The sequence below is a fragment of the Pseudomonas sp. KBN10P06128 genome, from assembly GCF_037574945.1.
Taxonomy (GTDB): domain Bacteria; phylum Pseudomonadota; class Gammaproteobacteria; order Pseudomonadales; family Pseudomonadaceae; genus Pseudomonas; species Pseudomonas aeruginosa.
Map to the genome: position 1 here is coordinate 5,228,188 of NZ_JBBELR010000001.1, position 25,354 is coordinate 5,253,541.

The 25,354-nt window shown below is 64.6% G+C and carries 22 protein-coding genes; 17 read left to right on the top strand and 5 right to left on the bottom strand.

Going from position 1 to position 25,354, the window contains the following annotated elements; translation table 11 throughout:
• Position 1: 1 nt before the first annotated feature.
• From VQ065_RS24425 to VQ065_RS24435, 3 genes are read right to left on the bottom strand one after another with little or no spacing between them, the layout of a single operon-like run.
• Positions 2–1,849 carry a GldG family protein gene (locus VQ065_RS24425; protein WP_003092447.1) on the bottom strand — a complete coding sequence of 616 codons (1,848 nt, stop codon included), beginning with the start codon at positions 1,847–1,849 and terminating at the stop codon, positions 2–4.
• Between the two features lie 10 nt (positions 1,850–1,859).
• Complete coding sequence (locus tag VQ065_RS24430) at positions 1,860–2,594, bottom strand: ABC transporter permease (RefSeq protein ID WP_003092451.1); 735 nt, start codon at positions 2,592–2,594, stop codon at positions 1,860–1,862.
• Positions 2,591–3,514, bottom strand: coding sequence for an ABC transporter ATP-binding protein (locus VQ065_RS24435; RefSeq protein ID WP_003092453.1), 924 nt, complete (start codon positions 3,512–3,514; stop codon positions 2,591–2,593). The genes VQ065_RS24430 and VQ065_RS24435 overlap by 4 nt, the downstream gene beginning before the upstream one ends.
• A 283-nt stretch (positions 3,515–3,797) precedes the next feature.
• Here VQ065_RS24435 and plsB point away from each other — a divergent pair, with 283 nt between their 5' ends.
• The 4 genes from plsB to radC all read left to right on the top strand — a co-directional run bounded on the left by plsB (position 3,798) and on the right by radC (position 9,720).
• On the top strand, positions 3,798–6,302 hold the full coding sequence (gene plsB / locus VQ065_RS24440) for a glycerol-3-phosphate 1-O-acyltransferase PlsB (RefSeq protein ID WP_003092456.1): 2,505 nt from the start codon (positions 3,798–3,800) through the stop codon (positions 6,300–6,302).
• A 296-nt stretch (positions 6,303–6,598) separates the two neighbouring features.
• Positions 6,599–7,798 (top strand): tyrosine-type recombinase/integrase, encoded by a 1,200-nt coding sequence (locus tag VQ065_RS24445; RefSeq protein WP_001062689.1) that lies wholly within the window; start codon positions 6,599–6,601, stop codon positions 7,796–7,798.
• Positions 7,795–8,859: a PDDEXK nuclease domain-containing protein gene (locus tag VQ065_RS24450; RefSeq protein ID WP_003092331.1), complete on the top strand. Its 1,065-nt coding sequence runs from the start codon at positions 7,795–7,797 to the stop codon at positions 8,857–8,859. Before VQ065_RS24445 ends, VQ065_RS24450 begins: the two co-directional genes overlap by 4 nt.
• A 351-nt stretch (positions 8,860–9,210) precedes the next feature.
• Positions 9,211–9,720 carry a RadC family protein gene (radC, locus tag VQ065_RS24455; protein ID WP_003092330.1) on the top strand — a complete coding sequence of 170 codons (510 nt, stop codon included), beginning with the start codon at positions 9,211–9,213 and terminating at the stop codon, positions 9,718–9,720.
• A gap of 66 nt (positions 9,721–9,786) precedes the next feature.
• Here the strand turns inward: radC and VQ065_RS24460 are convergent, their stop codons facing one another.
• Positions 9,787–12,090 (bottom strand): ATP-binding protein, encoded by a 2,304-nt coding sequence (locus VQ065_RS24460; protein WP_006379607.1) that lies wholly within the window; start codon positions 12,088–12,090, stop codon positions 9,787–9,789.
• 545 nt (positions 12,091–12,635) lie between these two features.
• Between VQ065_RS24460 and VQ065_RS24465 the strand changes: the two genes are divergently transcribed.
• From VQ065_RS24465 to VQ065_RS24480, 4 genes are all read left to right on the top strand, one after another.
• Complete coding sequence (locus VQ065_RS24465; RefSeq protein ID WP_003092327.1) at positions 12,636–13,463, top strand: DUF932 domain-containing protein; 828 nt, start codon at positions 12,636–12,638, stop codon at positions 13,461–13,463.
• A gap of 80 nt (positions 13,464–13,543) precedes the next feature.
• On the top strand, positions 13,544–15,613 hold the full coding sequence (locus tag VQ065_RS24470) for a ParB/RepB/Spo0J family partition protein (RefSeq protein WP_000994919.1): 2,070 nt from the start codon (positions 13,544–13,546) through the stop codon (positions 15,611–15,613).
• Positions 15,614–15,674: 61 nt separating this feature from the next.
• A complete protein-coding gene (locus VQ065_RS24475) occupies positions 15,675–15,884 on the top strand; it encodes a hypothetical protein (protein WP_022580212.1) in 210 nt (69 codons plus the stop codon).
• A gap of 775 nt (positions 15,885–16,659) precedes the next feature.
• Positions 16,660–16,974 (top strand): DUF736 domain-containing protein, encoded by a 315-nt coding sequence (locus tag VQ065_RS24480; RefSeq protein WP_001273857.1) that lies wholly within the window; start codon positions 16,660–16,662, stop codon positions 16,972–16,974.
• A gap of 312 nt (positions 16,975–17,286) precedes the next feature.
• Here VQ065_RS24480 and VQ065_RS24485 read toward each other — a convergent pair whose 3' ends face one another.
• A complete protein-coding gene (locus tag VQ065_RS24485; RefSeq protein WP_006379425.1) occupies positions 17,287–17,580 on the bottom strand; it encodes a helix-turn-helix domain-containing protein in 294 nt (97 codons plus the stop codon).
• 287 nt (positions 17,581–17,867) lie between these two features.
• On the opposite strand from VQ065_RS24485, the gene VQ065_RS24490 reads away from it, so the two are divergent.
• The 9 genes from VQ065_RS24490 (at position 17,868) to VQ065_RS24530 (ending at position 25,326) form a co-directional block, all read left to right on the top strand.
• Complete coding sequence (locus tag VQ065_RS24490; protein WP_016487838.1) at positions 17,868–18,215, top strand: DUF2958 domain-containing protein; 348 nt, start codon at positions 17,868–17,870, stop codon at positions 18,213–18,215.
• 342 nt (positions 18,216–18,557) lie between these two features.
• Entirely contained in the window at positions 18,558–19,328 is a 771-nt protein-coding gene (locus tag VQ065_RS24495; RefSeq protein ID WP_003092318.1) for a DUF2285 domain-containing protein, read from the top strand.
• Positions 19,329–19,439: 111 nt separating this feature from the next.
• Positions 19,440–19,724, top strand: coding sequence for a helix-turn-helix transcriptional regulator (locus VQ065_RS24500; protein WP_001247107.1), 285 nt, complete (start codon positions 19,440–19,442; stop codon positions 19,722–19,724).
• 26 nt (positions 19,725–19,750) lie between these two features.
• Entirely contained in the window at positions 19,751–20,596 is an 846-nt protein-coding gene (locus VQ065_RS24505) for a replication initiator protein A (RefSeq protein ID WP_022652188.1), read from the top strand.
• Positions 20,597–20,837: 241 nt separating this feature from the next.
• Complete coding sequence (gene parA / locus VQ065_RS24510) at positions 20,838–21,476, top strand: ParA family partition ATPase (protein WP_003092312.1); 639 nt, start codon at positions 20,838–20,840, stop codon at positions 21,474–21,476.
• Positions 21,473–21,736, top strand: coding sequence for a hypothetical protein (locus VQ065_RS24515; RefSeq protein ID WP_000147048.1), 264 nt, complete (start codon positions 21,473–21,475; stop codon positions 21,734–21,736). The genes parA and VQ065_RS24515 overlap by 4 nt, the downstream gene beginning before the upstream one ends.
• The gene (locus VQ065_RS24520) at positions 21,733–22,290 is read left to right on the top strand and encodes a DUF2840 domain-containing protein (RefSeq protein WP_023093372.1); all 558 of its coding nucleotides are present in this window, start codon (positions 21,733–21,735) and stop codon (positions 22,288–22,290) included. The genes VQ065_RS24515 and VQ065_RS24520 overlap by 4 nt, the downstream gene beginning before the upstream one ends.
• Positions 22,287–22,874: a S26 family signal peptidase gene (locus VQ065_RS24525; RefSeq protein WP_003092304.1), complete on the top strand. Its 588-nt coding sequence runs from the start codon at positions 22,287–22,289 to the stop codon at positions 22,872–22,874. Before VQ065_RS24520 ends, VQ065_RS24525 begins: the two co-directional genes overlap by 4 nt.
• A gap of 448 nt (positions 22,875–23,322) precedes the next feature.
• Entirely contained in the window at positions 23,323–25,326 is a 2,004-nt protein-coding gene (locus VQ065_RS24530; RefSeq protein ID WP_000132148.1) for a relaxase/mobilization nuclease domain-containing protein, read from the top strand.
• The last annotated feature ends 28 nt before the right edge of the window (positions 25,327–25,354 follow it).

Below are 25,354 nucleotides of genomic sequence, written 5' to 3' on the forward strand. Positions count from 1 at the left end.
GTCAATGCCCTCCCCGGGCCATGCGCCGGCGCCGCCAGAGCCAGCCGAGCAGCACGCCGACCGTGAGCAACGAGGGAACCAGGGCGATATTGACCAGCTTCAGGGTGCGGCCCAGTGCGTCGATATCGGCGTTCAACTGGTACTGCACCTCGCGCAGCTCCTTGCGGATGCGCAGCTTCTCCTGCATGTACTGGCGCACCGTGGCCTGCTGTTCGGGCGTCAGTTCGACGGCCTTCTCCGGGTCGGCACCCTGCTGTAGGGCGGCGAGTTGCTGCTCGGTATCGGCGAGGCGCTGCTTGAGCTGCTCCTCCTTCTGCCGGAAGCTCGTCTCGGCCTCGCGCTGCAGGCGCTCGACCACCACGAACGGCCGGCTGAACCGGCCGCGGGAGCGCACGCTGATCAGCGCGTCGGTGCCCGACAGGTTGTCCAGCGCGTTGACCACCAGCGCGCCGTTGTCGGCCCAGGGCTGCGGCACGCGCTGGCCGAAGAAGTCCTGCACCTGGACCCACATGCGATCGCTGAGCAGGTCGGTATCGGCCACGACGATGACATTGATGTTGCGCGCCTCCTTCAGGCCTTCGCGATGCCCCTCGATGCCCTCCGCGAAGGCACTCTTCGCCGGCCCCTGGATACGGGCGGCGAGAGTATGCCGCCGGCCGCTCGGGCGCAGCTCGCGCATCAGATCGCCGGGGTCGCGCAGCAGGCCGAAGCGCGAGGCATCGAACGGCATCGCCTGGGCCGAGCTTTGCAGCAAAGGCGTGAAGCTGGTGCTCGCTCCGGGGAGCCTTTCGAGGATGCCGGGCGTCGCCAGGGTCAGGCTTTCCAGGCCGGCAGTGGCGATGTCGTCCTGGTCCAGCGCCTCGCGCGGCAAGCTGAGCCAGGCCGGATGCCGGGCCGGACGCTGGTCCCGGCCAAGACTGATGGACATCGCATAGGCGCCGTCGCCGAGCACCTTGCCCGGCAGCAGGCGCAGCCCCCAGGCCTCGAACAGCGGCGCGAGGTCGGACGACTTGTCGCCATCCAGCGTAGCGGCGAAATCGCTGCCGCTGTCGGCCTCGCTGAAGGGGTCGACGAACGCCAGCAGCTTGCCCCCGCGCAGGACGAACTGGTCGATGGCGTATAGCGTCTGCTCGGGTAACTGCTTGGGATGCACCAGCAGCAGCACCGAGACCTCCGGCGGGATTTCCGTGGCATCGCTCTTGAGGCTGCGCAGGTCGAATTGCTGGCGGATTTCCTCCATGACCATCCACGGCGAGGTCGGCTGCCGGCTGGCCATGTCGAAGCCGCCATTGAGCGGCAGCGACGACATCAGGCCTACCACCGGCCGCTGCGGCTGTGCCAGGGTCTGCACCAGGCGGCTGATGTCGTATTCGAGGAACTCCTCCTGATCGAGCGGGAAGAAGGGTATGACCTGGACTCCGTCCAGGGCGTTGCTGCCGGCCAGGCCGAAGTACAGGTTGTCGCCGCCCTGCTGCAGGGGAATTCCTTGCAGGCCGAACTCGGTGGCCTTGTCCTCGTTCTCGGAGAACGGCTCGGGATCGATCACCTGCAGGCGAATCCTGCCGTTCGCCTCGCGCTCGTAGGCGCGCAGCAGTTCCTCGACGCGCCTGGCGTAGTTGCGCAGCGGCACCAGTTCCCGGGCACCGCTATCCGAATAGAAGAAGTACAGGTTGATCGGCTCGTCGAGGCCGGCCAGGATCCGCTTGGTGCCGGGGCTGATGGTGTAGAGCTTCTGCTCGGTCAGGTCGAGCCGCGCGCCGCTGAACAGCAGGCCGGAGACCATGTTGAAGGCCAGGAACGCCAGCGCGATCAGCAACAGCCCGGCGCCAGAGGACAACACGCGTTTCATCGACTCCCCCTCATTCGGCTTTCTTCAGGTCGACCGCCACCGCCGTGGCGGCCAGCCAGGCGACGATCAGGCTGACGAAATACAGCAGGTCGCGCAGGTCGATGACGCCCTTGCTGACGGCATCGAAGCGGGTCAGCAGGCTCAGCGAGGCCACCGCATCGAGCAACCACTGCGGCGCCCACTGGCTGAACGCATCGAGCACCAGCGGAAAGCCGCTGAGCATGAACAGGAAGCAGGCGGCCACGGCGAGGATGAAAGCGATCACCTGGTTCTTCGCCAGGGCCGACATGCACGAACCGATGGCCAGGTAGCCGCCGGCCAGCAGCCAACTGCCCAGATAGCCGGCGAGAATCGCACCGTTGTCCGGCTCGCCCAGGTAGTTCACCGTGAGCACCATGGGGAAGGTCAGCAGCAGCGCGATTCCGGCGAACGCCCAGGCGGCCAGGAACTTGCCGGCCACGGCTTCGAAGCGGGTCAGCGGCAGGGTCATCAGCAGCTCGATCGAGCCGGACTTGCGCTCCTCCGCCCACAGGCGCATGGCCAGCGCGGGAACCAGGAACAGGTAGAGCCAGGGATGGAAGGCGAAGAAGGAGGCCAGGTCGGCCTGGTTGCGTTCGTAGAAGTTGCCCAGGTAGAAGGTGAACACGCCCGCCAGGACCAGGAAGATCACGATGAACACATAGGCCAGCGGCGTGGCGAAATAACTCGCCAGCTCGCGCTTGAAGATCACCGGCAGTTGCTTCATGCCTCCGTCCCCCGGGTCAGGTTGCGGAATACCTCGTCGAGCCGGCCGCGCTCCACGTCCAGTTCGCGGATCCGCCAGCCGCGCTCGGCGACCAGCCCGCTGACCTGGGGAAAGATCACCGCGCCCGGCTGCGCCAGGACGGTCAGGCTGCCTTCGGCGGGGTTCTCCTCGATGCCCGCCACGCCCGGCAGCACCGCCAGCGCCACGGTATCCAGGGGGTCGTCGCTGTAGAGCGTCACCGCCTGGTGGTAGCGCGAGCGGCTGGCCAGCTCCAGCGGCGTGCTGTCCGCCAGCAGCCGCCCGCCGCCGATCACCAGGGCGCGGCTGCACAGCGCCGAGACTTCCTCGAGGATATGGGTGGAGATGATCACGATGCGCTCCTGCGCGAGGCCGCGGATCAGTTCGCGGACCTGGTGCTTCTGGTTCGGATCGAGCCCGTCGGTGGGCTCGTCGAGCACCAGCGCCCGCGGTTCGTGGAGGATCGCCTGGGCCAGGCCGACACGCCGGCGGAAGCCCTTGGAGAGGGTTTCGATGGTCTGCCGGCGCACCTCATCCAATTCCAGCAGCCCCAGTGCCCGGGCGACCCGCTCGCGCTTGCCGGCACCACGGTAGCCACGGATCTCGGCGATGAAATCGAGGAAGCCCTGCACGGTCATTTCCGCGTAGCAGGGCGAACCTTCCGGGAGGTAGCCGATCAGCCGCTGCGCCTGCAGCGTGCGGTTGCGGATGTCGAAGCCGAAAATGCTCGCGGTGCCGGCGCTGGGCGCCAGGAAGCCGGTGAGCATCTTCATGGTGGTGGACTTGCCGGCGCCGTTCGGACCGAGGAAGCCCAGTACCTCCCCCGTCGCCACCTGGAAGGACAGGTCGTCCACCGCCACCCGCGAGCCGAAGCGTTTGCCGAGGTTTCTTGTTTCGATCATGGTCCCCTACCTGTTCCGGCGGCCGCCGCCATGTCCGGCCAGGGCCGCGAAAAACGCGCAGGGACTATAGCCGAAGCGCCCCGCCGCCTGGCAATACGGGGCATCGGGAGAACCTTGGCAAAACGTGACAGAACCCGAACGCTTGCCGAAGGTTCTACATTCGCAACCTGTTCGCCGCCGTTCGCCGTAGGACGCGTTGCGTTCTTTTGCGGCCCTCCGGGGATTGCGGCAAACTAGCCGCGCCCGTCACGCCGGGTCCCGATCAACTGCCAGTAGACACCGTATGCCCCGCTACCCTTTCCGCCGCTTTGGTTTTGGCGCCCTGCGCCGCCTGCTGTACCTCTGGGTACGCTCGGAAACCATCAACCAATCGGCCTTCACCCTGAAGATCGACCGCAGCAAGCCGGTGCTCTACGTGCTGCAACAGCCTTCGGTCAGCGATCTCGCGGTAGTGGATACCGAATGCCGCAAGGCCGGGCTGCCGCGTCCGGTGATGCCGGTAGCGGTAGGCGACGCCATCGAGCCGGCGGCATTCTTCTACCTGACGCCCGAACCCGACTGGCTGGGCCGCCAGGACAAGCGCGGCGCCTCGCCGACCCTGGTGCGCATGCTCGCCGCGGTCGGCCAGAACGGTCTCGACGACGCGCAGATCATTCCGGTCAGCGTGTTCTGGGGACAATCGCCGGACAGCGAATCGAGCCCCTGGAAGCTACTGTTCGCCGACAACTGGGCGGTCACCGGGCGCCTGCGCAAGCTGGCGCGCATCCTGATCCTCGGACGCAAGACCCGCGTGCAGTTCTCCGCGCCGATCCACCTGCGCGAGCTGGTGGAACAGGGCAAGGGCCACGAACGCACGCTGCGCATGGTCAACCGTATCCTCCGGGTGCACTTCCGCAACCTGAAGACCGCGGTAATCGGTCCCGACCTGTCGCACCGCCGCAACCTGGTCAAGGGCCTGCTGCGCGCGCCGCTGGTACGCCAGGCGATCAACGAGGAATGCGAGAGCGAACGGATATCCCAGGAGAAGGCCGAAGGCATCGCGCTGCGCTACGCCAATGAAATCGCCTCGGACTTCTCCTATCCGGTGATCCGCTTCCTCGAAGTCATTCTCAGCTGGTTCTGGAACAAGCTGTACGAAGGGGTCAAGGTCAACCACATCGAGCGGGTGCAGGACGTGGCCCAAGGCAACGAGATCGTCTACGTGCCCTGCCACCGCAGCCACATCGACTACCTGCTGCTCTCCTACCTGCTGTTCCGCAACGGCCTGACCCCGCCGCACATCGCCGCCGGGATCAACCTGAACATGCCGGTGATCGGCTCGATCCTGCGCCGCGGCGGGGCCTTCTTCATGCGCCGCAGCTTCAAGGGCAACCAGCTCTACACCGCGGTGTTCAACGAGTACCTGCACACCCTGTTCTCCCGCGGCTTCTCCACCGAGTACTTCGTCGAGGGCGGCCGTTCGCGCACCGGGCGCATGCTCCACCCACGCACCGGCATGCTCGCCATCACCCTGCGCAGCTTCCTCCGTGACTCGCGCCGGCCGATCGTCTTCGTGCCGGTCTACATCGGCTACGAGCGCGTGCTGGAAGGCCGCACCTACCTCGGCGAACTGCGCGGCGCGACCAAGAAGAAGGAGTCGATCTTCGACCTGTTCAAGGTGGTCGGCGCCCTGAAGCAGCGTTTTGGCCAGGTCTGGGTGAACTTCGGTGAGCCGATCCATCTCGACCAGTTCCTCGACCGCCACCAGCCCGACTGGCAGGACCAGGACCTCGGCCCGGAATACCGCCCCGACTGGCTGCCGCAGACCACCAACCTGCTGGCCAAGGACGTCGCCCGCCACCTCAACGACGCGGCGGCGATCAACCCGGTCAACCTGGTCGCCCTGGCGCTGCTCTCCACCAGCCGCCAGGCCCTCGACGAAAGCGCCCTGGCGCGAATCCTCGACCTCTACCTGGCGCTGCTGCGCAAGGTGCCCTACTCGCCCAGCGCGACCCTGCCGGACGGCGACGGCCAGGCCCTGATCGAATACGTGAAGAGCATGAACCTGCTGGCCGAGCAGAAGGACGCGCTGGGCCGCATCCTCTATCTCGACGAACAGAACGCGGTGCTGGCGACCTACTACCGCAACAACGTCCTCCACGTCTTCGCCCTGCCGGCGCTGATCGCCAGCTTCTTCCAGAGCAACTCGCGGATCAGCCGCGAACAGTTGCTGCGCTTCGCCCGCGCGCTCTATCCCTACCTGCAGGCGGAACTGTTCATCCGCTGGAGCCTGGACGAACTCGACGCGGTGATCGACCAGTGGCTGGCGGCCCTGGTGGAGCAGGGCCTGCTGCGCCAGGAGAACGACACCTTCATCCGCCCGGCGCCAAGCTCGCGGCAATACGTGCTGCTGATCCTCCTCGCTCGTTCGGTGACCCAGACCCTGCAGCGCTTCTACATGGCCATCGCCCTGCTGCTCAACGCCGGGCAGAACGCCCTGACCGCCGAGGAACTGGAGAACCTCTGCACCGTGATGGCCCAACGCCTGTCGATCCTGCATGGCCTGAACGCCCCGGAGTTCTTCGACAAGAGCCTGTTCCGCCACTTCATCCAGACCCTTCTCGACCTGCGTGTGCTGCGCAAGGACGAGGCCGGCAAGCTGAGCTACCACGAACTGCTCGGCGAACTGGCCGAAGGCGCCGCCAAGCGCGTGCTGCCGGCGGAGATCCGCCTGTCGATCCGCCAGGTGGCGCTGGAGCGTCCCGCCGAGGAAGCCGCCGCCGAAAGCAACGACGCAGCCGCCAACTGAGACCCGGCGCCCGCCCTGCGAGGGGCGGGCGCCGCTCCGCTGAAATATCCTGCGACCTTTCCCTGTTCCGGCCCGGCAACCTATGCTGGTTTCCCGGGTCAGAGGCCCGCTCGTTTTTTGTTTCACGATGACTCCAGCCCGGTAGTTCGCTGGACTGCGACGTAGCCCGATACAGCAGGTTTATCAATAGCTTACGCGCTTCCATCATATGCCGGTGCTTTCTGAAACTTGACCCGGTTCTCCCTCGCGCCGCTCCTATCTGGCTCCTGGAATCCGGGTCGTTCCAAGGAGTCATCATGGCAAAGATCAAGCTCACCAAGACCGCCGTAGAGTCGGCGCAACCCCAGGCGAAGGACATCGAACTACGGGATACCGTCGTGCCCGGCTTCCTTTGCAAGATTACCTCGACGGGACGCCGGGTGTTCATGCTCCAGTACCGCACGAACTCTGGCCAGCCCCGCAAGCCCTCGCTGGGACTCTACGGGGAGCTAACCGTCGAACAGGCGCGGGTCAAAGCGCAGGACTGGCTGGCCGAGGTTCGCCGGGGTGGTGATCCCGGCGGTGCCAAGGCCGAGGCGCGCAAGGCGCCCACGATGGCCGAGTTGTGCAAAAAGTTCATGGAGGACTACTCCAAGAAGCGCAACAAGGTCAGCACGCAGGACGGCTACCAGGGCGTCATCGACCGCAACATCATCCCGCTGCTGGGCCGCAAGAAGGTGCATGACGTGAAGCGGCCCGACATTGCGGGGCTCATGGAAAAGCTGGCCTACAAGCCGACCGAGGCCAACAAGACCTTCGGCGTGCTGCGCAAGATGTTCAACTTGGCCGAAGTCTGGGGCTTCCGCCCGGACGGCACGAATCCGTGCCGCCACGTCCCGATGTACCCGCCGGGCAAGGAAACCCGGCTCATCGTGGACGAGGAAATGGTGCGGATCTTCCGCCAGTTGGAGAAACTGGAGGCGGAGGGGCTGGAGAACTACGTCATCCCGTTGGCGATCCGGCTGCAATTCGAGTTTGCGGCGCGGCGCTCCGAAATCTGCCCGCTCGAATGGAGCTGGCTGGACTTCGAGAACCGGCGCGTGGTGTGGCCCGACAGCAAGGTTGGCGGCATTTCCAAGCCCATGAGCGAGGAAGCCTATCGGCTGCTTTCGACGGCGCCGCGTCTGGAAGGCTGCCCTTACGTCCTGCCGTCGCCGAACGACCCGGCCAAGCACCTGACCTTTGGCGAGCACTATGGCGGCTGGTGCCGGACGCTCAAGGCCGCCAGCGTGCCGCACGTAGGCACGCACGGCATCCGTCATCGCTCGACCACCGACATTGCCAATTCCGGTGTGCCGACCAAAGTGGGAATGAAGCTGACGGGCCACAAGACCGTGGCGATGTTCATGCACTACGTCCACACCGAGGACAAGCCGGTGCGCGAGGCGGCCGAGCTGGTGGCCAGCCGCCGCCAAGCCATCACGGGCGCGCGGCAGCTTGCGGAGGCGGTGGCATGAACGGGCGCCGGCCATCAGCAGCATCGCTCGCAGCGCCCGCGGCGCTGCTGGGCGACATTCGGGCACTGATCGAGGCGGCGCGCTTGCGCGCCGCCTCGACGGTGAATAGCGAGCTTACGATGCTCTACTGGCGCATCGGCCAACGCATCCACACGCAGGTCTTGGACAGGCGCCGGGGCGCCTACGGCAAGGAAGTTCTGCCCACCTTGGCTGCGCAGTTGGTGGAGGAGTACGGCAGCAGCTTTGCAGAGCAGAACTTGCGCCGCATGGTGCAGTTCGCCGCCACCTTCCCCGACGAGCGAATTCTCGTATCACTGATACGAGAATTGAGCTGGACGCACTTCATCGCCCTGATGCCGCTGAAAGACCCGCTCCAGCGGGACTACTACGCACAGATGGCCAGCACCCAACGCTGGAGCGTGCGGACGCTGCGCGAGCGTATCGACTCGATGCTGTACGAGCGCACGGCGCTTTCCCAAAAGCCGGAAGAAACCATAGCGCAGGAGTTGGCGACCCTGCGCGATGCGCAGCGCATGTCGCCGGCCCTGGTCATGCGCGACCCGTACATCCTCGACTTCCTGGGCCTGCGGGACACTTGGCAGGAAGGCGACTTGGAAGCGGCGATCATCCGTGAAATGGAGTCCTTCCTGCTGGAGCTGGGCGCGGGCTTCTCATTCGTCGCCCGGCAGAAGCGCATTCCGATCGACGACGAGGATTTCCACCTTGACCTTCTGTTCTACAACCGCAAGCTGCGGCGGCTGGTTGCGGTGGAGTTGAAGGTAGGTGACTTCAAGGCGGCCTACAAAGGGCAGATGGAGCTTTACCTTCGGTGGCTAGACAAGCACGAACGGGAGCCGGAGGAAGCCTCGCCGCTCGGGATCATCCTTTGCACCGGCAAGAAGCGCGAGCAGATCGAATTGCTGGAGCTGGACAAGTCCGGCATCCACGTTGCCGAGTATCTGACCGCCTTGCCGCCGAGGGGCGTGCTGGTGGAGCGGCTGCAACAGGCAACGCAACGGGCGCAGTTGCAAATCGAGCAGCGCAAGACGGACAACGAGTAGTCCTGTCCCAAGCAGTCGGGCGTCCCGGCGTGCCGCCGTCGCGCTGTCGTGCTGCGCATCGAGCTTCGCTGCGCGAGTCTCGCCCCTGTCGGGCTTCCATCACTGACGCCTCCGTCCCGGCTCGTTGATCCGGGCCTGCGCGCTCCGCTTGCCAAAAATCGACTCTGTGCAGTGGGCGGGTGTGGGCGGTCTTGCTGTTCCCTTCACCGTATCACGGCGTTCTCGCCGTCAAGGGCGGCGCGCGCCATGCGCGCTTGCGTCCTGGCGGCCGTCTGCGACCCCTGACTGCTTGCGCTGCGCCGTGCTGCCGCCGGTTCCGGGCAATTCCGCCCGAGCAACCGGAGCACGATCATGTCGCAACTGTCCTTTCCCTCGTTCGATTCCTGTCTGCTGGTGCGCGACGCGCACGGGCGCTATCTACCGGCATCGGCCGACGACATTCTGGAAGCTGCGCGCCAGGTCATTGACCGGAAAATGCGGCGCGGAGCAGAGTTCACTTCGCCGGCGGCGGTCAAGGAATACTTGCGTACAAAGTTGGCCAGCTTCGAGCATGAGGTGTTCGTAGTGCTGTTCATGGATACGCGCCATCGTCTGATCGAATACAGGGAGATGTTCCACGGCACTATTGACGGTGCGTCGGTGTATCCGCGCGAAGTGGTCAAGGAGGCGCTGCGGCTCAATGCGGCGGCGGTCGTCGTTTCGCACAACCATCCGAGCGGAAACCCCGAGCCGAGCGCGGCTGACCGGGCGCTGACCCAGCGGCTCAAGGAAGCGTTGGGTCTGGTGGACGTGCGCGTGCTCGATCACATCATCGTTGCGGGCAACGAAACGGCATCGTTCGCCGAGCATGGGCTGATCTAGCCCAAGGGGCTTCGGCCCCTTTTTGCTGCGCCTGGTGGCATAGCTATGGCCCTCGCGGCCTGATGCTCAGGCCGTCGCAACCTGAATCATCTCGTCGTAATGTTTCTTGTCCACCTCTTCCAGCCACTGGAAGATGTTCCCGATGACGCTGTGGCTTTCGCCTGCCAAGTTTTCTGCGGATTCCTCTGTTATCTCAATAACGTCGCTATGTGAATACTTATTGATAAAGCGGTAGATTTTTTCTTTAAGCTCTGGTGTCGTGATGGTGCAATCTTTTAGGCCAGCCTCCATCAATTGACTAATGTCGCTTCGACGCCTTGGATATTTGAAGGTGAAAAACGATTCAACAAGCTTTCGGGCGAGGTTGGCGGTCAAGAACGCCTCATCTCGATTGAGTGTTGTGTGCGCCCTATATTCGTAGAGCTTCTTGAAGATATAGTGGTACTCGGAACCGTAGTTCTTGAGTGAGTCGTCGGCATCCACAAGTAGGGAGTGACGAGGGGAGCCAGGTGGCGCATCCAGGCGATAAAAGAAGCAATTCTCGGCGTTGCCTTTTTTGACTCGATTCCTATTGGTGCCAGTGAACCAGTCTCTCACTAGCTTAAAGTAAGTGAAGTTGTGAGTCAGCACAAAAAGTTGCTTGGCTTCAGTGCATTGCGTTCTCAAAAACGAGTAGGCGTGAAACAAGTGATTAGAATCAAAGCTTGAGACCGGATCGTCAACGACGACGATCGTATCCTTGATGTTATTTCCATTTTCTTTGAGCTTCGTGATGAAATAGACAAATGCAATCGCAGTTTTCTCACCTTCGCTCAAATTCCCATCGTGCTCACCAACCCCGTTTCTGATGATCTCATAGCCTTTCTTCTTCTGATTGAAGTTCAGGCAAAGCTCAGAGCGGCCAATGAAGCGATGCAGGATGTCATTGAACTCCTTTGCCCCGACCGTTTCATTCGAGAGCGCCGCTTCTATGGCTCCGACCTCTAGACTAATTTTTTCAATTTCCTTATGGTCGTTCTTTGCTTCTGACTCAAGGTCATTGCACTTCTTCTCACTTCCAGCATAGTCAAACTCTTGCACCTCAGCCGCAGCAAAGTGAAGCTCCAGTGCCACCTTGCTTTTTGAGGTCTCAGATTTGAAATTTGAAGTCTTATTGTTGTGCTTTCCAACGAGAGCAACAATCGATTTCAGGATGTCATTGAAATTGGTGACATCGTCTTCAACCACATCCGAGATCTGAATGTCTGTCTTCCCAGGGTCTGTGATCTTGGCCTTCAGGGCTTCCCGCCAGGCGTCGATTTGCTGGTCGATCTTTTCAGCAGCAGTTGCGTAGTCCTTTTGAAGCTTCTCTGCCTCGGCCGATAGTTCTTTATAAAACTCGGTCGATGCGGGAAACTGATTAGCTGGAGCGCCTTGAGATTCAATCCATGTCGCCGCGTTCTGAAGTCGGCTCTGAAACTCCGTGAACTCCTTGCTGAAGTGGGCAGCAAGCGCCTCGGCACGAAGCTGGGCGAACGGAGAGCCGCAGAACTCGCAGGATTGCGAGTCGTGGTTTTTATGGATTTCCAAGCCTGCTTGAACCCATTCGCGGATTTCCGGGTTATCGGTCAGCCGCTGGATTGCTTGATTGACCGCCGTAGTCCCAATCAAATCTCTGATGCGGCCCGCCGCTTTCTTAAAGTAGTCCGGCTCAATGGCCGTTGAGGCGAAAGCAATGCTTGGAAGCTGATCTGGCTTGGCGGCATTCGTAAGGTCGATAACCCTCTCATCTGGAAGAACCGACTCCGCCTTGATAATTGTCTCGCCGTTATTCTGTATGAAGTTGAAGAGCTTGCGGCGGTCGTAATTCAAGTAATAACTGTCGCTCGTATCAATCGCCTGAAGTCCAAGCTTCATTTTCTTGGCAGCATTGGTCAGGAACTTCTCTAATGCCTCACGCTGCTTCTTGATATCGCTTTGCTTGTCGTCGTGAGCCTTCTTTTTCGACTGAAGCTCGCTCTTCAGCTTCTCCAGCTTCTGCAAGTCATCAATCTTCTCTTTCGCAATAAGAAGGATGCTCTTTACGGATTTGTCCCAATCAATGTTCTCATGCACGAAGCGTTGATTGAAAACATGAATATTCAATTGGGATGAGTGGAGTGTGGATTCCGTGATCGTTGAGCCATCCTCCAGAACTACTGAAAATTGGCCCGTGCTGAAGCGGGGAACCATCGAGCGAAGCTCAAAGCAAGAGAATAGATTCGATAACGTTGACTTGCCTGTTCCATTCCAACCATAGACCAGGTTGTACCGGCCGAACTTTTGGATCTTCGTTCCATTGAAGTCGCTGAAGATTCCGAACTGTTTGAGGCGGTTGATGCAGACAATCATCTCTATATCTCCGTGTTCTTGCTTTCCCATCATTTGCTTGCGAAACAAATGGTAAACGAAGAGTCCTCTTGCGTCTCCGCTTCGCGGATCGCGCTGCTCCAGGTTCGCTAGTCGCTCATCCCTGGCGGGACTGGCTTCGCCAGCCTTCCGCATCGCTGACGCCTACGGCCCGGCTTCCAGCTTCGGGCCTGCGCGCTTCGCTTGCGTGCGGTCAGCACAAAGGGATGGCCGTTGCCTTGTCCAGCCGTCTCCCCTGACTTCATCACCTTACCCGCGACCGTAGCCCGCGACCGTGTGCCGTCAAGGCGCGCAGGGCCGTGTCCTCGGCTGCGCCTGCGGGCCGCACCAACCCTGCGCTTGGCTCCTTGACGGCCCCCGTCCGCGCGCTCCTTTGGGCGCGGGCGATGAACTCAGGAAAGACGGTGGCAACAGGGCCAACCGGGTTCCTCGTGCCGACCGCACCAAACAGCCGAAAGGCTGGGCTCCGAATCTAGAAATCCGGTGTGCGGTGTGAACAGCAAACCTCTTTTGTCAGGAGAAAGACCATGCAACTCGCATCCCGTTTCGCTTTCCGCTCCCCCTCGCTGCGCAGCGATTACCCGCTGTCCGACGACCAGATTCACCGCGTGGCCCCGTCCATCTTCGCGGATGCCCCGCACGAGAGCCGTTCGCAGCGGTACGCCTATATCCCCACCGCCGCCGTGCTGACCGAGCTTCGCAAAGAAGGCTTCCAGCCTTTCATGGTGACGCAAACCCGCGTGCGCGACGAAGGCAAGCGCGAGCACACCAAACACATGATTCGCTTGCGCCATGCCAGCCAGATCAACGGCGCGGAGGCCAACGAAATCGTGCTGCTGAACTCGCACGACGGCACCAGCAGCTATCAGATGCTGGCCGGAATGTTCCGGTTCGTGTGCAGCAATGGCCTTGTCTGCGGCAACACCGTGGCCGATGTGCGAGTGCCCCATAAAGGCGACGTGGCCGGTCTGGTCATTGAGGGGGCTTACGAAGTCTTGAGCGGTTTCGATCGGGTGAAGGAATCGCGCGATGCCATGCGCGGCATCACCTTGGACGATGGCGAATCCGAAGTGTTCGCCCGCGCCGCGCTCGCCCTCAAGTACGACGACCCCGACAAGCCCGCGCCCATCACGGAATCGCAAATCCTGATGCCGCGCCGCTTCGACGACCGCCGCCCCGACCTGTGGAGCGTGTTCAACCGCACCCAAGAAAACCTGACCCAAGGCGGGCTGCGTGGCCGCAGCGCCAACGGGCGCCGACAGCAAACCCGCCCGGTGCAGGGCATCGACCAAAACATCCGACTAAATCGCGCCCTCTGGCTGCTGGCCGATGGCATGCGCCAGTTGAAAGCCTGAATCCCCACGCGGCAGGGGCAGGCAGCAGCCCTTGTCGCTTTCTTCGCTGCTGCATCCCTGAACCGATAGGAGTTATCACCATGAACGCCGTTACCCAAACCGAAGCCCGCGCCATCAACACCGCCGCCGCTATCCCGCTGGAAGCCGCTGATCCGACCAAGAACCTGATTCTGGTTCCGCTGTCGCGGCTGGTGTCGCGTCCCACTGGCCGCAACGTGCGCAAGACCCCGCGCATGTCCATTCCCGAACTCGCCGCCAGCATCCAGCGTGTCGGCCTGCTGCAAAACCTCATCGTGATTGCCGCCGCCGATGGCGAGCATTACGAGGTCGTGGCCGGTGACCGTCGCCTCGCAGCGTTGAAGCTGCTGGCGAAAAAGCACCGCATTAGCAAGGAATGGGAGGTGCCTTGCCTGCTGGTGGCCGATGGCACCGCCCGCACGGCCAGCCTCACCGAGAACGTGCAGCGCGAAGCCATGCACCCCGCCGACCAGTTCGAGGCGTTCGCCGCGCTCGTGGCCGAAGGCCGCAGCATCGAGGACATTGCAGCGGATTTCAGCGTCACGCCGCTGGTGGTGCAGCGCCGTCTGAAACTCGCCAACGTGTCGCCGCGCCTGCTGGCCGACTACCGGGCCGAGGCCGTGAGCCTTGACCAGTTGATGGCCCTCGCCATCACCGACGACCATGCTGCGCAGGAAGCCGCGTTCTACGATGCGCCCACATGGCAGCGCGGCCCGCACAACCTGCGCGACCGCCTGACCGAACGCGAAATCGACGCCTACCGGCATCCGCTGGTGCGCTTTGTCGGGCTGGACGGCTACGAGCAGGAAGGCGGTGGCATCCGCCGCGACCTGTTCGCGGAGGGCGACAAAGGCGTGTATCTGACCGATGCCGCACTGCTGGAACGGCTGGCGCAGGACAAGCTGGCAGGTATCGCCGCCAAGGTGCAGGCCGAGGGCTGGGCGTGGGTGGATGCCACGCCGGGCATGACCCATGCCGATCTGCAAGCCTTCCAGCGTGCGCCAAGGGAACGCCGCAGTCCGAACAAGCGCGACGCGCAGCGCATCGAGAAGCTGCAAACCAAGCTGCACGAACTGGCCGAGGCGGTGGATGCCGCGCTGGACGACGAGGACGAGGAAAAGGCCGATGCCTTGCAGGAAGAAGGCGAACGCCTGGGCGAGCAGTTGCAGGCGCTGGAAGATGGCTTGCTGGACTATGCGGCCAACGTGAAGGCCGCAGCCGGTGCCATTGTCACCATCGACCGCGACGGGCAGGCCGCGATTCATCGCGGGCTGCTGCGCGAAGCGGAGGCCAAGGCACTGCGCACGCTGGAGCGGCTGCGGCAGGGTTTCGGCAGCGAAGGCGAAGCCGCGAACGAGGACGCAGGCGAGGACGACGAGCAGCCCAAGACCGCCGCCATGTCTGACCGACTGGCGCAGCGGTTGAGCGCGCACCGTACCGCTGCGCTGCAAATCGAAGTTGCACGGCATCCGCAAGCAGCGCTGGCCGCCGTGGTGCATGGCATGGTGCAGACCGTCTTGCAGGAAAGGCACTACGGGCACGACCTGCCGCTGGGTGTGCGCCTCACGGTGCAAGACCGGCTGGAAGGCATGGCCCCGGACTGGCCGGAATCACCCGCCGCCGTGGCGCTGCGCGAACTGCAACAGGTGGCAGGCGAAACCTTGCCGGAGGACAGCGCCGAACTGTTCGCCGCGCTGCTGGCGAAATCACAGGATGAACTGGTGCGGCTGTTGGCCGTGTGCTTAGCTTCCACGGTGGACGTGGTGACGCCTCGCGCCACGCCGCACCAGCCCGGCGCGGAACTGGCGCAGGCCGTGGGGCTGGATATGGCCGCGTGGTGGCAGCCCACCAATGAGGGTTACTTCCGGCATGTGCCGAAGGCCGCGATTCTGGAAGCCGTTGGCGGGTTCGCGCCCTCGCACGTCACCCGACTGGCGAAGTTGAAGAAGGGCGACATTGCCAGCGAAGCCGAACGGCTGGCCGCTGGCACCGGCTGGATGCCCGCCATCTTCCGCTCCGAAGGCCCGCAGCAGACCGGGCAGGACGCGCCGGCGGATGGCGAAGCCGAAGCACAGGAAGAAGTGGCCGCCGTGGCGGATGACCAGCCGCAGGCCGAGGCTTTGGCCGCGTGACTTCGCACCGTAGATAGCGCCCCGGTTCCGGCCGGGGCGCTTCATGTTGAGGATGCCTGCCATGACCCACCAACCCGCAAACCGCCCCCGCATAGCTGCGACCTATGCCTCCGGCACGGTGCGCGCCCGCCGCTGGCACGGCGACGGCGACGTGCGCGGCTACCGTCCGCCGCGTGGCTGGACGGCCCGCGCCGACCTGACCGATCTGCATCCCCTCACGGGCCGCGCCTTGCCGCGCGCCGTGTGGTGGATCATCGAAACCAAGGAATAACGAGCCGCACCGGCCCCAAGCCGTGCCGCCTTGGGGCCGGTGGTCGAAAACTCCGGGCGCGGCGGTGGCCGCGCCCGGTTTCACTGCTCAAAGCCAAAACGCCCCATCGCCGCCTTCGGACAGGCGGCGATGGGGCCACGCACAAGGGCGCTCGTGCGCGAAATCCACGAAGCCAGCAAGTGTGGCGGCGCATCGCGCCGCCAACGATTCGACCGAGCCCCGCCGCAATGGGCGGGGCTGGTGTGGCTACGCCCCGGCTTGCTGCGGCAGGTTGCACGAAAGCGTGCCGTCCCCGACGCTGGCGGTTCGTTGTCTGTACGTCACGAAAGACGGTTCACCGACACGCCGCCCAGCCTCGCTTCTATGGAGCTTCCACACCACGCCTCAGTATGTGGCCGTGAGCTGCGGCAGGGGCGCTCTGGCCTTGTCGTCGGGGCATTGACCTGGCCCGCGTCAGGGCGCAAGCCGGTGCAGCCGTCACGCGGGGATGCCGAGTTGGCCACGTCTCCATTCGGGAGCGGGCGGCCTGTGCGTCCTTGTCTTGTTGTGAATCCTGGCGGTGGCGCGGCTGCGCCTTGTGCTTGATGGCCGCAACCTTGCAGCGAAAACAATTTCCCCTGCGCTGCGCGCATTCCTCGCGGGACAAATTCTTTTCGCTTCCAGGTTCTCCACGTTGTTGCGACCGCTGTGCGGTGCGACCAGCCCATCCCCCGCCGGCCGGATCACAACAAGGACGCACTGGCGCGACCTTGTTCAACCCGAAAGGAGAAACATCATGGCTAACATCGGCACCTTCACCGCAGAGAAAGACGGCTTCACCGGCACGCTTCGCACCCTGACGCTCAACGTCAAGGTCAAGCTGGTTCCCAACGACAAGGGCGACACCGAGAACGCCCCCGACTTCCACCTGCAAGCGGCTGGCCACGAAGTCGGCGCAGCGTGGAAGAAGACCAGCGAGGCCGGGCGGGAATACCTGTCCGTATCCATCGACGACCCTTCGTTCCCGGCGACGGTCTATGCCCGCCTGATCGAGAACGAGGACGGCACGCACGACCTGATCTGGTCGCGCAACAAGCCGAAGGCGGCCTGACAGCCGCTTACCGCGTCCCGCCCACTGCGGCGGGGCGCGATGCTGCTGATCGCAGCACCGCACGCGCAGGATTTCTGCTGCTGCCGCGTGCTGGATACGCCCGTCACGGCGGGCCTGCATGCGTGCCTTGTGGCTCGCAATCCGTGTCAACGAGCGGTGTGTGGCGTGTCGGCGCTGTAAGCGCCGCCGGGCTTTCGGGCTTCGCCCCGTGCCGGCAAGCCGTCACGGCCATCCGGCTTCAATCCCTCACGCCTTCGCGCCTGCGGCGCTGCGCGCTCCGCTTGCTGCAATTCAGTACCACACGCCAACGCGCTAAGGCGTGTCGGGCTCTTCCAATATCGCCCTGAGTTCCTGGCGCACCTGTGCCAGCAATTCATCAGCTTCGCGGGTGCTGTCACCGGCATAAGCCAATGTGAGCAGCGTGAGCGGATGCACTTCCATGACCTCGCACAGATCGGCCAGCTTCTGGATGGTTGGGCTTTTCAGGTCGCGCTCCAGCGTGCTCATGTAGGTGCGACTGGACACGTTGGAGAACGCTTCCTGGCTCAAACCACGCGCCTTCCTTACCGTCCGAATCGCCGCTGCCAATGAGTTCTTCGCTGCCACCTATGGTTTCCCCAAAAAACCAAGATGACAGCCCATTGCGCCCTATAGGACTACAATCTATAGTGTTCATTTGGTGGTGATGTTTTCCTTTTCCGTGCTTTTACGGAGATCCGCATCTGCGGATTTCCTCAGACCCAGGGAACCGCATCCGTGTCTTTCCTGACTTCCACCAATACGCCTTCGTGCCTCTCCGCTTTTGCGGCTTCGTGCGCTTGCGCATACGTGCATCCGTCCGCAGGCACAGATGCGCCTCGGCGATTGCGTGTGTTCGTGGAAGGGGCGCGGCCTTGACCACGCTTGTCACCGAGGAAGACCGGGTGCACCTACTGGCCCACGGCCTCACCCGCGCCGCAGGCCAGGAATGTGACCCGCTGCCCGTGGTGCGCCTGTTCACACCGGACGCACATGCGACCTGGCTATTGGCCGCGCTCGATCCGACCGATGGCGATACGGCCTACGGCCTGATCGACCTCGGGATCGGGATGCCTGCCCTGGCGACGGTGAAGCTGTCCGATCTGGCGTCCATCGTCGGGCCGCTCAAGCAGCCCGTGATACGAGATCGGTATTTCCAGCCGACGCGGCCGCTGTCGGAATACGTTCGACTGGCTCAGGAAAACGGTTCGATCACCGATTGACGCATTCCAGCGCGACCAGGCAAAAAGTATCGCATTGTGACTATTTCGGTCTTAGCCAAGACCTGGCAAGTCTTGATCCGCATGCTTGCACCAGGGTGGTGCGCTCCTGACCAAAACAGTCATGATGCCAGGCGCGAGATTCGGCACGGTGTTCAATGCTGCACCCCATTTCCGGGCGGTGCAGTCGTCGCATTTAGACGATTTCGGCAATGCACTGGAGCGAATCTGTCTTGACACCAGCAGTTAAAGCGTAACCCGAGTTTGATGACCACTTGATGGCGATTCGATAGCTCCCGCACAGCGGAATTGTGGCGACGTTCCCAGAAACAGGGAGGTTTCGCCATGACTGACCGCAGCAGCCAACACTGGTATCCCACGGCCGCGTATCTCTACACGCTGCACCTCGATGGCCCAGCGCTGGCTTGGGAGTATTTGCGCAGGAATCCAAGCTACCGGCGCGACTGGCTACGCCGGCGTCGCAAGCCTGATGCGGCGCAGGCCTGGGGCCTGCGCCTGCTGGAAGATCCCGGCCTGGATGCGCGCGACGCACATCCTGCTTGGTTCCCCGATCACGATGCCGTGGTGCAGCTATACCCCGACGCCGACCCACCACCCGATGCGCATACCTTCGAGTTCTGGCGCATTCCTGGGCGCAAGCAACTGACCCACGACGGCAAGCGCCTGGTGCTCGTATCGCATTGGCCAGGCTGCTGCGTTCGGCTGGCACTCGCACCCGACCTGGAAGATGGTTCGGCCTATCTCTACGCCACACGCGCCTGCGCCACGCCCTGTGCGCGCTACCGCACGCTCGCTGCGAAGCTGGATGCGCTATCTGCCGCAACCGTGGCCACGCCTGTGGCAACAGCCCGCTCCCGCCCCACGCCCGCCGCGCTGCTGGAACTGCATACCTTGCAAGCGCTCGACGCGACCCTCGCGGGAGCCTCCTTGCGCGAGGTGGGCGAAGGTCTGTTCGGCGCGGATGCCGTCGCGGCCGACTGGCACAAAGACAGTGCATTGCGTGCCCGCGTACGGCGGCTGGTACGCCGCGGCGATGAGCTGATGCACGGCGGCTACCGCCGACTAGCGCAGCTTCCAATGTTCCCGTCGCATTAGGGGGGACGTTTCTCGACCCGTGCGAATCGTCCCTTAGCAAGAAGCCTTGCTTTCTTGAGAGTGCCTCTATCCGGCCGCGTGGTGTGGCCGGGCTTGATGGAGGTACATCCCATGCGACCTGCTCCCTCGCGGCCTGCCGCCGCTGCCGTCACTGCGACCTCGCAGCCTCAACGCTACCTGACAAACGACGAAGCCGCCGACTACCTGCGGCTGTCGCCGCGCACGCTGGAGAAGCAGCGGGTGATCGGCGGCGGCCCCAAGTTCCGCAAGTTCGGCCGCCGCGTCATGTACGCGGTGTCCGACCTCGATGCCTGGGCCGACCAGCGCAGCTACGAGGCCACGTCCGATCCCGAATACGCCGAGCGCCACGCGGGCGACTACCGTGATGGCCGCTGATCGTCGGCGCGTGGGTGGCCTTCGCCATGTCCAGCCCGCCAGGGCAAGCCTTGCCGCAGCGCGAACAGCTCGATCTGTTCCGCGCGCTGCCGGGCGACATGGCGCCACGCGATTCCCAGGACTTGATGGCCTTTCCGTTCTTCTCGCTTGCCAAGTCGCGGCGCACGGCGCCGATCGACTTCCGCAGCGGGAACGTCACCATTCGCGTGGAAGGCACGCAGGAGCACGGCATCGCAACGATATGGGATGCCGACGTGCTGATATGGGCCGCCTCGCAGATCGTGGAGGCGCGCGACGCGGGCCTGCGCCCGTCGCGCTGGATACGCGCCACGCCTTACGAGATTTTGCGCTTCATCGGGCGCGGCACGTCCCTCAACGACTACCAGCGCCTGAAGGCCGCCCTCGACCGGCTGCAATCGACCACGGTGGCCACGTCCATCCGCGAAACCACGGGAAGGCGCTTGCATCGCTTCTCGTGGATCAACGAGTGGAAGGAACTCGCCGACGCCAGCGGCACCCCGCTGGGCATCGAGCTGATCTTGCCGGACTGGTTCTATGCCGGCGTGCTCGACGCCGCCCTGGTGCTGACCATCGACCCGGCCTATTTCCGCTTGAAGGGCGGTATCGAACGCTGGCTGTACCGCCTGGTGCGCAAGCATGGCGGGCGGCAGGAGCACGGCTGGCAATTCGACTTCCGACACCTGTACCGCAAATCCGGCAGCGCGGCCCGCTTCTCGGACTTCGCCTACGACGTGCGCGCCCTGGTGGCGCGGCAGTCGTTGCCCGGCTACGTCCTCGGCATCGAGCGGATGCCGGACGACAACACCGAGCTGCTGACCTTCCGGCCCGTGCCGCACGCGGCACGGGGATAACTGCGGGAGAACCTGTGGACGGCCTCGTGCTATCAGGAGTACCGGGTATCGTGCTATCAGGAGTACGACCCTCGTGCTATCAGGAGTACGAAAACGCCGGAAAGCCAACAACGGCGCGGGTTTGCGTTCCCTCTAACTTACCTAACAAGAAATACATAACTTTTAGTAGAAGCGCGCCGTTTCGGTGGACAACCACGAAACGGCACGGCCAGGCCGGCTTTCCAGCTCGGAGGGCCGCGCCATGATCTTCGCGTTTCTCAACCAGAAAGGCGGCGTCGGCAAGACCACGCTCGCCACGCACATCGCCGGCGAACTGGCGATGCGCGGCCTGCATGTCATCCTGCTGGATGCCGACCCGCAGGGGTCATCGCTCGACTGGACGCAGCGGCGTAGCCAGCAGGGCCTGCCCCGTCTGTTCAGCGCCGTGGGCCTTGCCCGCGAAACGCTGCATCAGGAAGCGCCAGAACTCGCCAGGCGGGCCGATCACATCATCATCGACGGCCCGCCGCGCATCGCCGCCCTCGCGCGTTCCGCGCTGCTGGCGGCCGAGCGCGTGCTGATCCCCGTGCAGCCCAGCCCCTACGACGTATGGGCTTCTGCCGAGATGGTCGCACTGATCCGCGAAGCACAGGTGTTCCGGCCAGCGCTGCGCGCGGCCTTCGTCATCAACCGGCGCGTCAGCACCACCATCATCGGCAGGGAGGCACGGCAATCGCTGGCCGAACAGCCGCTGCCCGCGCTGCGCTCGGAGATCCACCAGCGCATCGTCTTTGCCGACAGCGTAGCCGCTGGCCGGCTCGCCCGCGAAACCGCGCCCGACAGCGCCGCTGCCCGCGAGATCGCCGCGCTCACCGACGAACTGCTGCGGTGGCCGACATGACTGGGAAGCCACCACCACGCAGCAAGCGCGTCGGCATCGGTGCGCGTCCCCCAGCGAATCCGCACGCCGAAGCGTGGATTCGCCAGGGCGACGCAGATGCCGTGCAGAAAGGCGACCTCTACACCGCTCGACTGACGCTCGACATCACGCCCGCCATGCGGGCGCGCATCAAGGTGTCGGCCTTCACGCGAGGCGTGACCGTAGCCGAACTGCTGCGCGACCTGCTGGAGCGGGAGTTTCCCCCGGAGGGCACGCCGTGAACGCATCCGCTTCGACCGCCCACACCCCCAAAGCAAGTGCGCCCACGGCTGCGCCGCCGCCGGCGCCTTCGACACTCGCCGGCCAGGCCGGCAACGTGCCGCTGACGCGCGTGGCGCTGGCCTACATCGAACCGCGCTTCAAGCTCTACCTGCGCTTCGGCGAACCGGCGCGCACGCTCCAGCTCGACCGCTGGCGGCGCTGCGCCGTGTTCCTGCCGAACGCGGTTCTGTGCCGCATCCGTTGGCAGGCCAACGACTACGGCACGATCCGCTGGCAGCTCATGGTGATGCAGACCGCCACGCCGCTGGACGCCGTGCAGCGCATCCCCGGCGTGCAGCCGGGCGCGCGTCTGCTGCTGCACGCCGAAGGCGATGCCAACGTGCGCGCCGTGCTGGAACGCATCGACGGCATCGAGGCGCTGGGCATCGCAGCCGCAGACACATCGCCCGCGTACTGGCGCACGCTCGCGAACCGGCTCGCAGCGCGCTCGGCGCTACCCACATACACCGCAGAACGGCACGCCGCCTGGCTGGCCGGGAGGGCATTGCCATGACCACGATTTCCACGACCGGCCCCGTGCCGCATCCTCGCTCGCGCCTGCGCGCTCGCCTCGTGCTGGCAGGCTTCGCCACCGTCGGCCTCGCTGCGCTGGCCTGGGCGGCGTTCGTGCAGCCCCTGCCGCGAATGGCCTACAACCCGTCCGACAGCGTGGCGGTCGGTTGGTATCGCATCGAACCGTTCGACCCGCGCACCGCCTCGCGGCCACGTCCGCTGTCCGTGGACAGCATCGTGCTGATGCCGCTGCCCGACAGGGCCGCCATGCTGGCTGCGCAGCGCGGCTACCTGCCGACCCGCGTTCCGCTGCTCAAACGTGTGGGCGCAGTCGCGCCACAACACGTTTGCATCGTCGCCGGCCAGGTTCGCATCGACGGCGTGCCGGTGGCCGCCGCCCTGCCTGCCGACCGGCTGGGCCGGCCGCTGCCATCCTTGCAGCTTTGCCGCCGTCTCCAACCGGGCGAACTGTTCCTGTTGAGCGCGACCAACCCGGCGTCGTTCGACAGCCGCTATTTCGGGCCGGTCAGCGCGTTCGCCGTGATCGGCGTTGCGCATCCGATCTGGCTGGAGACACGTCCATGATGGCCGCCGATTCGCTGCACTTTGCCGCGCCTCTCATCGTGCCATCGGGCATGTCGTTCTACTGTTCGTCGCCGTGTCGTCGCGCGTGCAGTGCGGGTGCATTCGCACCGCACTTCGCGCTGCCTTCGGCGCAGCCGCCCAACGTGCAGGCGTCTTGCCTCGAACGCGCCTGGCCTGCGGCCATTGGCGTGTTCGCCGGCGGGCTGGCTGCTCGTGCAGCAGCGCCGCCGGGCCGCCGATGCCCGGAGCGGGAGCGAGGGGCAAAGGCGGAAGGCAAGACAAAAGGGTTCGGCACTCTGCCGCCCGCAAAGCCAGTCTGCACGTGGGGGTGGCGCGGCACGGCGCGGCTTCGCCGCCGTGCCGCGTGGGGCGCGAGGCACGCGCCGATGCAGGCATGTCCGCGTGCTTCGCACGCTCGGACACGCCGGAGCTTGCAGGGAGCACAGCCATGACCGACCGCGGCGACCATGATTTCTGGGTGCGCCCTGGCGCGCCGAAGAACCGAGGCAAAGGCCAGGGCCAGAGCTTCGTTTCCAAGGTGCTCAAGCAGGCTGGCAAGGCCAGCGGCGGCAAGTCGGCGGTGCGCCGTCCTACCGCTGGCGGGAGCGGCCAGCACGCCGGCCAGCGGCCCGGCTCACGGCTTGGACGCGGCCATACGGCGGCGCGCTTCGCAGGCGCAAAGCTGACCCCTATGTCACGGCGCGTGACCATCAAGACGCTGCTGGTCAACCAGCGCAACGCCAGTCCGCAGTCGCTCGCCAAGCACCTGCGCTACATCGAGCGCGACGGTGCCGGCCGGAACGGCGAGCCGGGCCGTGCCTACGGGCCGCAGACCGACGAAGCCGACCTCGATGCCTTCAAGGAACGCTGCCAGGACGACCGACATCATTTCCGCTTCATCGTCTCACCTGAAGACAGTGCGGAGCTGGACGACCTGCGCACCTACACCCGGCACCTGATGAACCGGATGGAGGCCGACCTGGGGACGCGGCTGGATTGGGTGGCGGTCGATCACTGGAACACCGACAACCCGCACACGCACCTGATCGTGCGCGGACGCGACGATACCGGCAAAGACCTCATCATCGCGGGCGACTACATCGCCCACGGCTTCCGCCATCGCGCCGCCGAGCTGGCGACGGAATGGCTGGGGCCGCGCACCGAACTGGAGATCCAGCAGACCTTGCAGCGCGAGGTGGAGCAAGAGCGGTGGACGAGCCTCGACCGCACGTTGCAGCGCGAGGCCGGCGAGGATGGCCGGGTGCAGATCGAACGCTTCAACGAACCCCGGCTGCAACGCCAGCGCCTGCTGCTGATCGGCCGCCTGCAACACTTGCAGCGCCTGGGCCTGGCCGACGAGGTGCAGCCCGGCACCTGGGCCGTCCATGCGGACGCGGAGAAGACCTTGCGTGCCCTGGGCGAGCGTGGCGACATCATCCGAACGATGCAGCGGGCCATGAGCGGCAAGCCTCGCGAGCTGGCGGTGTTCGAGCCGGGCGACGACGGCCGCACTATCGTCGGTCGCGTGGCTGCTAAGGGTCTGGCCGACGAGCTGCACGACCGCGGCTATCTGGTCATCGACGGGTTGGACGGCAAAGCCCACTACGTCGCGTTGGACGCCCGCGACGAGCTGGCGAACTATCCCATCGGCGCGGTGGTGGAGGTACGCGGTTCCGCCGAGGTGCGGGCGGCCGACAAGAACATCGCCACGCTGGCGAGCAATGGCCTGTACCGCACCGATCACCACCTGGCGATCGAGCAAGGCCGAGCCAAGCCCGGCCGCGACCCGCAAGAGGCTGTGGCGGCCCATATCCGCCGGCTGGAAGCCCTACGGCGGGCCGGCATCGTGGAGCGCGTGGCCGAGGGGTTATGGAAGGTGCCGGACGACTTGGCCGAGCGTGGCCGCCAGTACGACGCGCAGCGGCTGGGCGGCGTGGCGGTCGAACTGAAATCGCATCTGCCGATTGAACGGCAGGCCCGCGTCATCGGCGCGACCTGGCTGGATCAGCAGTTGATCGGCGGCGGCAAGGGACTGGGCGACCTGGGCTTTGGCGGCGATGCTAGGCAAGCCTTGCAGCAGCGCGCCGACTTCCTCGAAGAACAGGGGCTGGCCCAGCGGCGCGGGCAGCGGCTGATTCTCTCCCGGAATCTGCTGGAAACGCTGCGCAATCGGGAGCTGGCGCAGGCCGCCCAGCACATTGCCGCCGATAGCGGATTGGAGCATCGGCACGTCACAGACGGGCAGCGCGTAGCCGGCATCTACCGGCGCTCGGTCATGCTCGCCAGCGGTCGCTATGCGCTGCTCGATGACGGCATGGGATTCAGTCTGGTGCCTTGGCGGCCGATAATCGAGCCACGACTGGGGCAGCAGATCGCCGCGACTGTACGCGGCGGCGGTGTGTCATGGGAGGTTGGACGGCAAAGAGGTCCTGGGATTGGATCGGGGCCGTAGGCTGTCGTACCGAGTTAAGGTGTCGAGC